The sequence below is a fragment of the Agrobacterium sp. LY4 genome (assembly GCF_001526585.1).
GTDB classification, from domain to species: domain Bacteria; phylum Pseudomonadota; class Alphaproteobacteria; order Rhizobiales; family Rhizobiaceae; genus Agrobacterium; species Agrobacterium leguminum.
This window is the reverse complement of the sequence record NZ_ASYA01000023.1, coordinates 344,341-357,193: the sequence shown is the minus strand read 5'-3', so window position 1 is coordinate 357,193 and position 12,853 is coordinate 344,341. Positions and strand designations below refer to the sequence as shown.

The following is a 12,853-nucleotide window of genomic DNA, read 5'->3' as shown; positions in this document are numbered from 1 at the left end:
TCACTTATCTGCTGGCCTGCAACGAGGCCGGTTTGTCCGCTTTTGCGGCGAGGTGACAGCGCATGCGATACGCCATTCATTTCACGCCTTCCCCCAATGACCCCCTGACGCAGGCGGCCGCCGCGTGGTTGGGGCGCGATGCCTATTCCGGTCAGGCGGTGGAGCCGCCGGGCATGATCGATCTCGGCATGCAGGAGATTTCCTACCATACGGCGCTGCCGCGCCGTTACGGTTTCCATGGCACGATCAAGGCTCCCTTCCGTCTTGCGGAGGGCCATTCCGAGGCCGCGCTTCTGCGCGACCTGATGTATTTTTCCGGCAGGCAGGAGCCCTTCACACTGCCGCAACTGGTGGTAGCAAGGCAGGAGAATGTCTTCAGCCTCGTTCCCGAGCGCCCCTGCGAAGTGCTGCATTTCTTTGCCGCCCGGGTGGTGCAGGAATTCGACCGTTACCGGGCGCCGCTCTCCGACGCGGAAATCGAGCGCGCGGATCCGGACCGGCTTTCGGCCTCGCAGCTCACCAATCTGCATCGCTGGGGCAGCCCGCACGTGATGGATGAGTTCCGGTTCCAGATGTCGCTGACGGGCGGTGTGGAAGCTTCCAGCAGCCAGAGGATAGAGCGGGCCGTGCGCAAGGTTTTCGAGCCGCTGCTCACCCGGTCCCTGCAGTTTTCCAGCCTTGCGCTTTTCATCGAGGATGAACCGGGCGCGCCTTTCCGGGTACACTCGCTTCACCCCATGGGTCGCGTTTCCGCCCGAAAGATCGCCTGAAGAGCACGTCGGAGTAATCGTATACAAAAAAGCATCGGAATGTCGGCAAGATTGATCTCGACATTCCGGATGCGGATGCTACCGTTCGGATATCGCATATCTGAAGCGTGTGTTGCGCCCCTTCCGGGTCATCGCGCTTCGGAGGTCTGTTTTATGTCTCCCGAAATCGGTTTCCGCCTTGGGAGAGATGTTCTGGGTGGCTGAATGATTTCCGAAAATTACTCCCGCAATCTGGTGGGCTATGGCCGCAATGTTCCCGATCCGAAATGGCCGGGCGGCGCGCGCATCGCCGTGCAATTCGTCATCAATTACGAGGAGGGCGGCGAGAGCTGCATTCTCGACAATGACAAGGCGTCGGAATCGCTGCTGTCGGAAATCGTCGGCGCCCAGCCCTGGCCCGGCCAGCGCAACCTGAACATGGAATCGATTTATGAATATGGCTCGCGCGCCGGTTTCTGGCGGTTGTGGCGCATGTTCACCGGTCTCGGCGTTACCACCACCGTTTATGGCGTGACCGCCGCCATGGCCCGTAACCCGGAAGCCGTTGCGGCGATGAAGGAAGCGGGATGGGAAATCGCCAGCCATGGTTATCGCTGGCTGGAATATAAGGATTTTTCCGAAGAGGAAGAGCGCAAGCACATAGTCGAAGCCGTGCGTCTGCACACGGAGGTTACCGGCGAGCGTCCTTACGGCATGTATCAGGGCAAGCCTTCGGACAATACGCTGCGCCTTGTCATGGAAGAGGGCGGTTTCCTCTATTCGTCGGATTCTTATGCCGACGATCTGCCCTATTGGGTGAAGGGCGTAGGCGACGCGCCTTTCCTGATTATTCCCTATACGCTCGAAACCAACGATATGCGTTTCGCCACGCCGCAGGGCTTCAATTCCGGCGACCAGTTCTTCACCTATCTGAAGGACGCTTTCGATGTGCTTTATCAGGAGGGTGTCGAGGGCGCGCCGAAGATGATGAGCGTCGGCCTGCATTGCCGCCTTGTCGGCCGTCCCGGCCGCGCGGCAGCACTTCGCCGTTTCATCGAATATGTGCTCGGCCACGAGAAAGTGTGGATCCCGCAGCGCATCGAGATTGCCCGTCACTGGCATGAACATCATAAGCCGGAGGTGCTTTGATGGTGACGCGTGAGGACTTTGTCACCCGTTTCGGCAGCGTGTTCGAACATTCGCCCTTCATCGCCGAACGGGCCTATGACGCCGGAGGAGCCGGCCTGGAACTGACGGCGAAGGCGGTTCACGCCGCGCTTAGCGCGCAGTTTCGCGCCGCTTCCGAGGCGGAAAGGGTCGGCGTATTGCGGGCGCATCCCGATCTTGCCGGCAAGCTGGCGATTGCGGGCGAGTTGACGGCCGACAGCCGTAACGAACAGGCCGGTGCGGGGCTGGACCGTCTTACCCCGGAAGAGCACGCCCGTTTTACCGAATTGAACGGCGCCTATACCGAAAAATTCGGCTTTCCCTTCATCATCGCGGTCAAGGGGCTGAACAGGCACGATATTCTAGCTGCCTTCGAGACGCGCATCGGCAACGGTGCAGCCGAAGAATTTGAGACGGCGACGGCGCAGGTGGAGAAGATCGCCTGGCTTCGCCTTTCCTCGATGCTGCCGGAAGGCTGAATTGGCGAGCGGTGGCCGTTCTGCTAGAATCGCGCCGTCTGGAGATGAAGATCATGAGACCTTCCGAGGTGCTGGAAAAGAACAGGGAAGCGATCCGCGAAGCGACGAAACGCTTCAACGCGGCGAACCCGCGCGTGTTCGGCTCCGTCGCCCGCGGCGAGGACCGGCCGGACAGCGATCTCGACATTCTGGTGGATGCGCTGCCGGGCACGACATTGTTCGATCTCGGTGGTTTGCTGGAGGAATTGAAGGCGCTGCTTGGTGTGGAGGTTGACGTCGTCACCTCAGGCGGCCTGCATTCGGATATACGGGCGCGCGTTCTGAAGGAAGCCAAAGCGGTATGAGTACGGATCGGCTTCTGCTCTATCTAAAGGAGATGGATGTTGCCGCCTCCAGAATACAGGATTTCATTCAGGATATGGATGAGGCCGCTTTTTCTTCCGACACGCGGACGCAGATGGCGGTCATGATGGGGCTTGCCCTGATTGGCGAGGCGGTCGCCAAGCTGGACAAGCACTACCCCGCATTTTTACAGCAGCACCCGGAGATCCCCTGGATCAAGATGAAGGGAATGCGCAATCTGATCGTGCATGATTATTTCCGGGCGGAGCTTTCGGTCGTCTGGAAAACGATAACGCAGAGCATTCCGGATCTGCAGGCGCGTCTCTCCCTCCTCCGAAACTGGCATGCCCAAGGTGAATGACATTTGACTGATTTTCTCGACATAAAACCTCTCACCAAAGAGGCGTTCGCATCCTTCGGCGATGTGATCGAAACGACACCCTCTTCCATGCGGCATATCAATGGCGGCCAGACCGAGCGGCACCATGCGCTCGCAGCACCGGAAGCGGCGGGTGAGGGGGCGCGTGTCATCCTCAATATTTTCCGCGGGCAGCCGCGCGCCTTTCCGCATGAAATCGAGATGATGGAGCGGCATCCGCTCGGCAGCCAGAGTTTTTCGCCGCTTTCCGGCCGACCCTTCCTCGTGGTCGTCGCCGATGATGATGGCGGCCGGCCCGGCCGGCCGCGGGTATTTCTGGCGCGGGGCGATCAGGGCGTGAATTACCGCCGCAATGTCTGGCATTATCCGCTGATGCCGTTGCAGGCGGTTTCGGATTTTCTGGTTGCCGACCGCGATGGACCGGGTAACAATCTGGAAGAGTATTTTTTCGATGAGCCCTATATGATCGCGGAGCCCAAGCCATGACCGGTTTGACCACCCATGTCCTCGATGCCGCTCAGGGCACGCCCGCAGAAGGGCTGACGATCGAGCTCTACCGGCTCTCCGGCGATCGCCGCGAGAAGCTGAAGACGGTGCAGACCAATAGCGACGGCCGTGTGGATGGCGGGCCTCTGCTCGCCGGAGAGAGTTTCAAGGTGGGTCAATACGAGCTGGTTTTCCATGCCGGCGATTATCTGCGCGGCAAGGGTGTGGCGCTGCCGGAGCCGGCCTTTCTCGATATTATCCCGATCCGTTTCGGCATTGCCGATGAGAGCGGCCATTACCATGTGCCGCTTCTGCTTTCGCCCTATAGTTACTCCACCTATCGAGGAAGCTGATTGCCATGATCTTTGCCGCCATTGCCGATATTCACGGAAACTGCGCCGCGCTCGAAGCCGTGCTGGAGGATATCGCGAGGCTTGGCATCAAGGACATCGTCAATCTCGGCGATTGTTTCAGCGGCCCGCTGGAAGCGGGGTTTACCGGCGACGTACTTGTTAGCAACTGGATTCCCAGCATTCGCGGCAATCATGACCGGGAACTGATCGACCGTGCCCCGGAGGAGATGGGAAGCTGGGAAAGGCCGGCACATGCGCAGCTGAGCGCCGCCCATCTGGACTGGCTGCAAACCCTGCCATTCAGCATGGTGTTCAAGGATGTCGCCTATTGCTGCCATGGCTCGCCGCGTGACGATCTGGAATATTGGCTGGAAACGCTGTCGCCGGAAGGCGTTCTGAAATTGCGGCCGCTGGCCGAAATCGAAGCCATGGCGGAGGGCATCACCCAGCCGCTGATGCTGTGTGGCCATACCCATATTCCCCGCACCGTGCAGCTTTCCGACGGCCGGCTGATCGTCAATCCCGGCAGCGTCGGCTGCCCCGGCTGGAAGGACGACACGCCTTTCGACCATCACGTCGAGGCCGGCCATCCGCTTGCCACCTATGCCGTGCTGGAAGAGGCCGGGCGCGGCTGGCAGGTCTATTTCCGCAACATCCGTTACGACAATATGGCAATGGCCGAGATGGCGAAGGTCAACGGCATGCCTCGTCTCTCCGATGCGCTGGCGGGCGGTTGGCTTGGCAAACGGGCTTGAATTGCCTAGGGAGTTGTACTATTTGTTGTACAACTTTCATTGGGGTTCATCCATGCGTACCGTTATGTTTTCAAAAGCACGCGAATCCCTTGCATCGCTTCTGGATGAAGTGTCGCAGGACCGGGTGACTGTGGAAATCGTGCGCCGCGACAAGCCGTCCGCCGTTCTTATCGATAAGGACGAGTATGAAGGCTTGATGGAAACCTTGCATCTCTGCTCGTCGCCGGAGAATTTCGCCAGACTTAGAAAGTCGATGTCCGATGTGGACGCCGGTACTTTCGAAAGCCATGATCTTATCGACTGATTTTTCAAACCCATCGCGCATGAGTGCGAGCTTCCATCAGGAGAAACTCTCTTGCAGCAAAAGGGCGCGATTGCTCTCGGCTGGAGCCATCAGGGCTGGGAAGACTATCTTCACTGGCAGCAATATGATCGCAAGATGCTCGAACGCATCAATGAACTCATCAAGGATTGTCGACGGCATCCATTTGAAGGGATCGGAAAACCTGAGCCACTGCGTTTTCAGTTGAAGGGCCTATGGTCACGCAGGATTTCGCAGGAGCATCGGCTTGTCTACGAGTTGCGCGGCGAAGCGGAAAAGACGGTTCTGATCATTCACCAGTGCCGTTTCCACTATTGATCCTCACCCCTCGCTGGTCATCACCACGCAGGAATAAGATTGCGCCTTCAGTTCCTTGCAGGCGGAAACCGCCGAAGACTGGTCTTCGAAGCCGGTGAAACGGGCGCGGTAGAGGGTTGCCGATCCGCTTTGCACGGCTTCGGTATAGGGAGCGATCCCGGCATAATTTCCGGCGATGTTGGACCGGGCATTGGCGAGCAGCGAGCGGGCGGCGGCTTCGCTGTCGGTGGCGGCGATCTGCACTTCCCAGCGGCTTCTCTGGCCGGCGGAGACGGCAGCGGGGGCCGGCCGCGGGATGGCCGAAACCTGCATCATGTCGGCCATCTGGTTATTCGCCGTGGCGATCTGCATGGCGACCGGATCCTGGCGGCGTTCGGCGAACATCGGCAATGGTACAGAGGCGGGGGGTACTGAGGCGGCGGGCGCGGCTGCGGGCGTCACAGCAAAGGTGCGGCTGACATTGGCGCTGGCGACGAGCTGTTCGGTGTTGCGGCTTCTCGATGCCTGCGGCACGGCCTTGTCGAGAAGGGCGGCCATCTGCGCATCGCGGCTGCGCGCGGTCTTGCCGCCCAGCACGACGCCGACGACGCGGCGACCATTGTGATTGACGGCGCTGACGAGGTTGAAACCGGAAGCATTGGTATAACCGGTCTTGATGCCGTCCATGCCCTGATAGCGATACATCAGATTGTTATGACCGCGGACGCGTTTTCCCCGGAAGCTGAAGGATTCCATGGCGAAGAGGCCGTATTCCTTGGGAAAGTCGCGCTGCAGCGCCAGGCCGAGTTTCGCCATGTCGCGCGCCGTCGTCACCTGCGATTTGCTGGGCAGGCCGGAAGCGTTGCGGAACACCGTTTTCGTCATGCCGAGCTGGCGGGCCTTGCGGGTCATCATCTCGGCGAACCTTGCCTCGGAGCCGCCGAGATGATCGCCCATGCCTTCCGCCATGTCGTTGGCGGATTTGACGATCATGCCGTAGACCGCCTCGCGCACGGTGAAGGTCTGCCCCTGGCGCACATAAAGCTTCGAGGGGATAACGGCTGCACCGTTCTTGGACATCTTTATCTTCTGGTCCCAGCGAAGCCGGCCGGAATGCAGCGCCTCGAAGGTCATGTAAAGCGTCATCATCTTGGTGAGCGAGGCCGGGTGGTTCAGCACATCGGCATTGCGCGCGGCCAGAACCTTGCCGGTATTGGCGTCCATGATGAAGTGGGCGTAGCCGGCCTGTGCAGGCGACGCCTGCAATGAGAGGATCGCGCAAAAGAAGGCGAGTGCGAAGACCCATGCGCCCGCCATTCCCCGTTTGATCGTTCCCGACATAATTCACCCCTTTTGTTCGGCCGCCGCGATGAGCGAAGTTTTACTGACACTTTCCGGCAACAAAACCGCTAAAACTTTAGAGATCGCTTTCATGCTTAATTAAGTATGAATTTCAAGCTGGCGGCAGCCCTCACAATTTCCTTGCAAAGAAACCAACCGTCCGGTATGTTCCGAAACATGAAAAATGCACATGAACGGAAAAAGCAGCCTGAGATCGTTCGCCGCAGTCTTCTCGATTGCGCGGCGAAACTCGCTGCCGAGCAGGGTGTTGCAGCACTTTCCGTGCAGGCGGTGGCGGATGCCGCCGGGGTGACGAAGGGCGGGTTGTTTCATCATTTCGCCTCCAAGCAGGCTTTGCTGGAGGCGGTGATGGCGGACCTTCTTTCGGCGCTGGACGCGGAAATCGACGTGTTCATCTCACAGGATTGTGAAGCTTACGGATGCTTCACGAGGGCCTATGTGAACGCGGTTTTCGCCGATCGCGACCGGGAATCGGGCAGGCAATGGGCGGCGTTATCGGTGTCGATGGTCGGTGAACCGTCGCTCAGGCGCATGTGGACCAGCTGGTTCGAAGGACGTCTCATCCGTCATAAGGAAACGGATGAGGGGGTGGTATTGGAACTCGTAAGGCTTGCGGCTGACGGCATCTGGTTTGCCGATCTTCTGGCCGATGACGGCAGGGCAGGTGGCGACAGGGCGGCTCTCAGAGCCCGGATGATCGCGCAGACGAAAAAGGAAATGGAACAATGAACGCGGCTATCTTCACCTACGGGGCGCTCGTCGCGGCCATTGTCTGCGAGGTCATCGCCACTTCGTTCCTGCAGCAGTCGCAGCAGTTCACCCGGCTGTTGCCGACGGTGCTGATGGCGCTGTTTTACGGTGCGGCCTTTTATCTGCTGTCGTTCACGCTACGGGCGCTGCCGGTCGGCGTGGCCTATGCGATCTGGAGCGGGCTTGGCATCGTGCTGATTTCCGGCATCGGTTATTTCGTGTTCCGCCAGGCGCTGGATATCGCCGCTGTTGTCGGCCTCGGGTTTATCGTGACGGGGGTGGTGATCGTGAATGTATTTTCGAAGACGGTGGGGCATTGATAGGGCCTCTCCACCTCATTCCTGTGCCTGTCACAGGAATCCAGCCGGCGCGCGCCTGCGCGACGGAAGGAGTTCTTGCAGCCCAAGGACTTGGGCTGGCTGGATCCCTGTGACAAGCACAGGGATGAGGGAGGCAGCGTACGGGACTTTCTGAGACGCCGGCTCTGAGGCATCACCTCACCTGCTACAGCGTCACCATGAAGCCAGAACGCTGCGGTCCACATCCGTAATCAGCCGCTTGCCGCAAAGCGCCATGCTGACATCCATCTCCTTGCGGATGATCTCCAGCGCCGTCGTCACGCCCTGTTTGCCATCGGCACCGAGGCCATAGAGGAAGGGGCGGCCGATATAGGTGCCTTTGGCGCCGAGCGCCACGGCTTTCAGCACGTCCTGACCGGAGCGGATGCCGCCATCCATATGCACCTCGACCCTGTCGCCGACGGCATCGACGATCTTCGGCAGCATGGCGATCGAGGAGTGCGCGCCGTCGAGCTGGCGGCCGCCATGGTTGGAGACGATGATGGCGTCGGCGCCGGTATCGAGCGAGGCGCGTGCATCTTCCTCGTCAAGGATGCCCTTGAGGATAAGCTTGCCGCCCCAGCGTTCCTTGATCCATTCGACATCCTTCCACGACAGGCGCGGATCGAACTGCTCCGCCGTCCAGGAGGAGAGTGAGGAGAGGTCGGAGACATTTTTGGCGTGGCCGACGATATTGCCGAAGCTGCGGCGCTTGGTGCTGGCCATGTCCATGCACCATTTCGGCCGGGTCGCCATCTGCCAGATATGTTTCGGGGTGAATTTCGGCGGTGCGGAGAGGCCGTTGCGCAAATCCTTGTGGCGCTGGCCGAGAATTTGCAGGTCGAGCGTCAGCACCAGCGCCGAGCAGCCGGCGGCCTTCGCCCGGTCGATGAGATTGTTGACGAAGTCCCGGTCCTTCATCACGTAAAGCTGGAACCAGAAGGGTTTCGAGGTGACGGAAGCGACATCTTCGATCGAGCAGATGCTCATGGTGGAAAGCGTGAAAGGCACGCCGAATTCTTCGGCTGCTTTGGCGGCAAGCATTTCGCCATCGGCGTGTTGCATGCCGGTCAGTCCGGTGGGGGAGAGGGCTACCGGCATCGAAACCTTCTCGCCGACCATTTCGGTGGCAAGCGACCGATCGGTCATATCCACCAGCACGCGCTGACGCAGCTTTATCTTGGAAAAATCATCCTCATTGGCGCGGTAGGTGCTTTCCGTCCATGCGCCGCTATCGGCATAGTCGAAAAACATTTTTGGCACGCGGCGCTGAGCCTGTTGCTTCAGGTCCGCTATGGTCAGGATTTTGCCCATGGATAAAGCCTTCACATTTGAATGATGGCTTCACATAACATGAATGGGACGGCTGCGACATTAAAATCGACGGGGGTGATCACCAGAAAGCCCGCAAAAACAGCTCGGCACCCAATAAAAGCAGGCAGATGAGAAACCAGCGCCGGAATGTTGCCGGGCTGACGATGTTACGGATCTTCTGGCCGAGCCACATGCCGAGAAGCGCGGGCAGCACGGCGAGTGCGGAAAGCGATAGATGCTCGACGCGGAAGGCACCTTGCGAGGCAAGGCCGGCGGCAAGCGCAACGGTCGAAACGGTGAAGGAAAGGCCGAGCGCTTGCACGAGATCGTCGCGGTTGAAACCGAGCGACTGGATATAGGGCACGGCGGGCACGACGAAAATTCCGGTGCCGCCGGTCAGCAGGCCGGTTGTCAGCCCTATGGCCGGTGAGAGGCTGGATTCCAGCCGCGCCGGAACGGAGAGGGGTTTGGCGAAGAGGCTGTAGGCCGCATAAGCAGCAAGGCATAATCCGAGAGCCGAGGTGGTCCAGACGCCGGTGCCTGCCGTCATCAGCCGGATGCCGATGAGAGTGCCGGCGGCGATGGCGATCATCATCGGCCACAGCCGCGCGACGATGGCCCTGAAATCCGGCCCGGCAAGCAATTGCCAGATATTGGTAACGAAGGAGGGCAGGATCAGCAGGCCGGCGGCAAGGACGGGAGGCATGAACAGGCCGAGCACGCCCATGGCGACGGTGGGCAGCCCCATGCCGGTCACGCCCTTGACGATGCCCGCGACGGTGAAGGTCGCGAAGACCATCAGCATGGTGGTTGTGTCCAGATCCGGCACGGTGCACTCCAGAGGTCATTTGCATTTCGGCCGGGATGGCGTCAGCTTGTCACTAGAAGCGAGCGGGTGCGGCACGGTTTCTTCTCCCCGCCGGGGAGAAGGTGGCCCGAAGGGTCGGATGAGGGGGCAACGTTGCCGCATATCTCTACCCTTGCCCCCTCATCCCGCTGCCGCGGACTTCTCCCCCTCGGGGAGAAGAAAGACGCGGCACCCGCTCACTCCAATATGTGACCGATATAAATGAGGCCGTAGCTTTATGTTTCGGCCGCAGCCGAACTATGCAAGCGTGCTCTTCATCGCCCTGCCGGCCACATAGGTTTCCACCACCGTGCGGTCGTCGCCCATGGTCAGCATCAGGAAGAGTTCTTCCGTCAGGCTGTTCACCACTTCCATCTTCAGCGCCATGGCGGGGGTGGAGGAGGCGTTGAGCACGGTGATGTCCGCGTCCGTGCCGGCCTCCAGCGTGCCGATGCGGTCGACCATGGAAAGGGCCTCAGCATTGCCGCGGGTCATCAGATACCAGCTTTCCAGCGGGTTGAGGCGCTCGCCCAGCAATTGCTGGATCTTGTAGGCCTCGTCCATGGTGCGCAGCATGGAGTAGCTCGATCCGCCGCCGATATCGGTCGCAACCGCGATGCGCACCGGCTTTTCGCGCCGCTGCAGCTTTTTCATCGGGAAGAGGCCGGAGCCGATGAAGAGGTTCGAGGTGGGGCAATGCACGGCCACCGCGCCGGTTTCCGACAGCACGTCCGCCTCGCGCTCGGAGAGGTGGATGGCGTGGCCGAGCAGGGTTTTGTTGCCCATCAGTCCGTAACGCACATAGATATCGGTATAGTCGGTCGCTTCCGGGTAGAGTTCGCAGGTATATTTGATCTCGTCGAGATTTTCCGAGAGATGCGTCTGGATGAAGAGATCGGGAAATTCCTGCGCCAGCGCCTGTGCGGCTTCCATCTGCTTCGGGGTGGAGGTGATGGCGAAGCGCGGCGTGATGGCGACGTGGTTGCGGCCCTTGCCGTGCCAGTCGGCGATGACCTGGCGCGTCTCGTCATAGGAGGTTTCCGGCGTGTCCAGCAGGCCCTGCGGGGCGTTGCGGTCCATCATCACCTTGCCGCCCACCATCAGCATGTTGCGCTTCATGGCCTCAGTAAAAAAGGCGTCGGCGGAGGTCTTGTGCACGGAGCAATAGGCGGCGGCCGTGGTGGTGCCGTGGCGCAGAAGCTCGTCGTAGAAATGCGTGGCGATGCGCTGGGCATGGGCGGTTTCGACGAAACGGCATTCTTCCGGGAAAGTATAGGTGTTCAGCCATTCCAGCAGATTGGCGGCGTAGGAGCCAATGACCTGCATCTGCGGGAAATGCAGGTGCATGTCTATCAGGCCCGGCACGATGAGATGCGGCCGGTGATCCTTTTCCTCGACGTCTTCGGGGGCTTGCTTGCGGATATCGGCGTATTCGCCAATGGCGGCGATCTTGCCGTCTTCGATCAGCAGGCCTCCGTCTTCGATATAAAGGTAGCTTTGCGTATCGTCGATTGCGAGCGGCGCGCGGCGGAAGCTCAGCAGGCGGCCACGCAGCAGAACCATGCTCATTCGGTCTTTCCTTCGGCTTTTCCTGCCCCGGAAACCGCGCTTTCATACCAGGCGGTCAGCAGCTTGCGCTCATCCGGGGTGATGGCGGTGATGTTGCCGGGAGGCATGGCATGGCTGCGGCCGGCTTGCAAATAGATTTCGCGGGCATGGGCGGCGATCTGTTCGTCGGTTTCGAGCTTTACCGATTTCGGCGTGAAGGGCACACCTTCCCACACAGGTTCGGCCGCATGGCACATGGAACAGCGGCCCTGAACCACATCGCGCGCCTTGGCGAAATGGGCGTCGCTGACGAATTGCTGCTGCATGGGGGAGAGGGTGGCGGCCTTCTGCTCCTCCTCGCCGGTCAGCACCTTCGGCACGGTGGAAAGCCACATGATGACGATGAAGATGAGGGCGGTCAGCAGCCAGGTCCATGTGGGTTTTCCCTTGCGGGCATGGGTGGTGTTGAACCAGTGGCGGATGGTGACGCCCATCAGGAAGACGAGTGCCGCGATGATCCAGTTAAACTGCGTGGCAAAGGCCAGCGGATAATGGTTCGACAGCATGAAGAAGATGACGGGCAGCGTCAGGTAGTTGTTGTGCAGCGAGCGCTGCTTGGCGATGCGGCCATATTTCGGGTCCGGCGTGCGCCCGGCGATCAGGTCGGCGACGACGATCTTCTGGTTGGGGATGATGATGAAGAACACATTCGCCGACATGATGGTGGCGGTGAAGGCACCGAGATGCAGGAAGGCGGCACGGCCGGTGAAGACCTGCGTATAACCCCATGCCATCGCCACCAGCGCGACATAGAGCACGATCATCAGGCCCCAGGTATTGTTGCCGAGCGGCGATTTGCAGAGGAAATCGTAAAACAGCCAGCCGATGGCAAGCGAAGCGAGCGACAGACAGATGGCCTGAAACTGGGTGAGCGCCAGCACGGAATGGTCGATGAGGAAGAGATCGGCGCCGCCATAATAAACGATGCAGAGCATGGCGAAACCGGAAAGCCAGGTGACGTAACTTTCCCATTTGAACCATGTCAGGTGCTCGGGCATCTGGGCAGGCGCAACCAGATATTTCTGGATGTGGTAAAAGCCGCCGCCATGCACCTGCCATTCCTCGCCATAGGCTCCCGGCGGCAGATGCGGCCGTTTGACCAGCCCGAGATCGAGCGCGATGAAATAAAAGGATGAGCCGATCCAGGCGATGGCGGTGATGACGTGGAGCCAGCGGACGGCAAAGGCCATCCATTCCCACGCAATGGCATATTCGTACATGCGGTTCCCCTGATCCTTGTGCAGCGCACCTTGCGAGAAATTTGACCGTTAGGAAAGGGAAAAGCAGAGGTCGGGGCGCGATTGT

Annotated in this window: 17 protein-coding genes; 12 read left to right on the top strand and 5 right to left on the bottom strand. The window is 60.0% G+C overall.

From position 1 onward, the window contains the following. Window positions 1-62 precede the first annotated feature (62 nt). From L904_RS19380 to L904_RS19335, 10 genes are all read left to right on the top strand, one after another. Window positions 63-770, top strand: coding sequence for a DUF1045 domain-containing protein (locus L904_RS19380; RefSeq protein WP_003524263.1), 708 nt, complete (start codon window positions 63-65; stop codon window positions 768-770). Between the two features lie 204 nt (window positions 771-974). Further along, on the top strand, window positions 975-1,898 hold the full coding sequence (gene puuE, locus L904_RS19375) for an allantoinase PuuE (RefSeq protein ID WP_035260919.1): 924 nt from the start codon (window positions 975-977) through the stop codon (window positions 1,896-1,898). Beyond that, window positions 1,898-2,395: a 2-oxo-4-hydroxy-4-carboxy-5-ureidoimidazoline decarboxylase gene (gene uraD / locus L904_RS19370; protein ID WP_035260921.1), complete on the top strand. Its 498-nt coding sequence runs from the start codon at window positions 1,898-1,900 to the stop codon at window positions 2,393-2,395. Before puuE ends, uraD begins: the two co-directional genes overlap by 1 nt. A gap of 53 nt (window positions 2,396-2,448) precedes the next feature. Then, window positions 2,449-2,739 (top strand): nucleotidyltransferase family protein, encoded by a 291-nt coding sequence (locus L904_RS19365; protein ID WP_035220685.1) that lies wholly within the window; start codon window positions 2,449-2,451, stop codon window positions 2,737-2,739. After that, window positions 2,736-3,098, top strand: coding sequence for a DUF86 domain-containing protein (locus L904_RS19360; RefSeq protein WP_035220083.1), 363 nt, complete (start codon window positions 2,736-2,738; stop codon window positions 3,096-3,098). Before L904_RS19365 ends, L904_RS19360 begins: the two co-directional genes overlap by 4 nt. A 3-nt stretch (window positions 3,099-3,101) precedes the next feature. Then, window positions 3,102-3,602, top strand: a complete 501-nt coding sequence (locus L904_RS19355) for an ureidoglycolate lyase (RefSeq protein WP_035260923.1) — start codon at window positions 3,102-3,104, stop codon at window positions 3,600-3,602. Continuing rightward, complete coding sequence (gene uraH / locus L904_RS19350; RefSeq protein ID WP_035260925.1) at window positions 3,599-3,955, top strand: hydroxyisourate hydrolase; 357 nt, start codon at window positions 3,599-3,601, stop codon at window positions 3,953-3,955. Before L904_RS19355 ends, uraH begins: the two co-directional genes overlap by 4 nt. Before the next feature lie 5 nt (window positions 3,956-3,960). Beyond that, on the top strand, window positions 3,961-4,710 hold the full coding sequence (locus L904_RS19345) for a metallophosphoesterase (RefSeq protein WP_035260927.1): 750 nt from the start codon (window positions 3,961-3,963) through the stop codon (window positions 4,708-4,710). A 52-nt stretch (window positions 4,711-4,762) separates the two neighbouring features. After that, on the top strand, window positions 4,763-5,014 hold the full coding sequence (locus tag L904_RS19340; RefSeq protein ID WP_035260938.1) for a type II toxin-antitoxin system Phd/YefM family antitoxin: 252 nt from the start codon (window positions 4,763-4,765) through the stop codon (window positions 5,012-5,014). Window positions 5,015-5,065: 51 nt separating this feature from the next. Then, on the top strand, window positions 5,066-5,350 hold the full coding sequence (locus L904_RS19335; protein ID WP_206696310.1) for a Txe/YoeB family addiction module toxin: 285 nt from the start codon (window positions 5,066-5,068) through the stop codon (window positions 5,348-5,350). A 3-nt stretch (window positions 5,351-5,353) separates the two neighbouring features. Here L904_RS19335 and L904_RS19330 read toward each other — a convergent pair whose 3' ends face one another. Then, window positions 5,354-6,646 carry a D-alanyl-D-alanine carboxypeptidase gene (locus L904_RS19330; protein ID WP_035260929.1) on the bottom strand — a complete coding sequence of 431 codons (1,293 nt, stop codon included), beginning with the start codon at window positions 6,644-6,646 and terminating at the stop codon, window positions 5,354-5,356. A gap of 189 nt (window positions 6,647-6,835) precedes the next feature. On the opposite strand from L904_RS19330, the gene L904_RS19325 reads away from it, so the two are divergent. Both L904_RS19325 and L904_RS19320 read left to right on the top strand, forming a co-directional pair. Next, complete coding sequence (locus L904_RS19325) at window positions 6,836-7,420, top strand: TetR/AcrR family transcriptional regulator (protein WP_035260931.1); 585 nt, start codon at window positions 6,836-6,838, stop codon at window positions 7,418-7,420. Continuing rightward, on the top strand, window positions 7,417-7,761 hold the full coding sequence (locus L904_RS19320) for a multidrug efflux SMR transporter (protein WP_003524247.1): 345 nt from the start codon (window positions 7,417-7,419) through the stop codon (window positions 7,759-7,761). Before L904_RS19325 ends, L904_RS19320 begins: the two co-directional genes overlap by 4 nt. A gap of 192 nt (window positions 7,762-7,953) precedes the next feature. On the opposite strand, the gene L904_RS19315 is transcribed toward L904_RS19320, so the two are convergent. The 4 genes from L904_RS19315 to puuD all read right to left on the bottom strand — a co-directional run bounded on the left by L904_RS19315 (window position 7,954) and on the right by puuD (window position 12,768). Further along, window positions 7,954-9,093, bottom strand: a complete 1,140-nt coding sequence (locus tag L904_RS19315) for an alpha-hydroxy acid oxidase (protein ID WP_035260933.1) — start codon at window positions 9,091-9,093, stop codon at window positions 7,954-7,956. A 79-nt stretch (window positions 9,094-9,172) separates the two neighbouring features. Then, entirely contained in the window at window positions 9,173-9,892 is a 720-nt protein-coding gene (locus tag L904_RS19310) for a sulfite exporter TauE/SafE family protein (protein WP_080707242.1), read from the bottom strand. A gap of 306 nt (window positions 9,893-10,198) precedes the next feature. Further along, window positions 10,199-11,509 carry a guanine deaminase gene (gene guaD / locus L904_RS19305; protein WP_035260080.1) on the bottom strand — a complete coding sequence of 437 codons (1,311 nt, stop codon included), beginning with the start codon at window positions 11,507-11,509 and terminating at the stop codon, window positions 10,199-10,201. Further along, on the bottom strand, window positions 11,506-12,768 hold the full coding sequence (gene puuD / locus L904_RS19300; protein WP_035260082.1) for a urate hydroxylase PuuD: 1,263 nt from the start codon (window positions 12,766-12,768) through the stop codon (window positions 11,506-11,508). Before puuD ends, guaD begins: the two co-directional genes overlap by 4 nt. Between the last annotated feature and the right edge of the window lie 85 nt (window positions 12,769-12,853).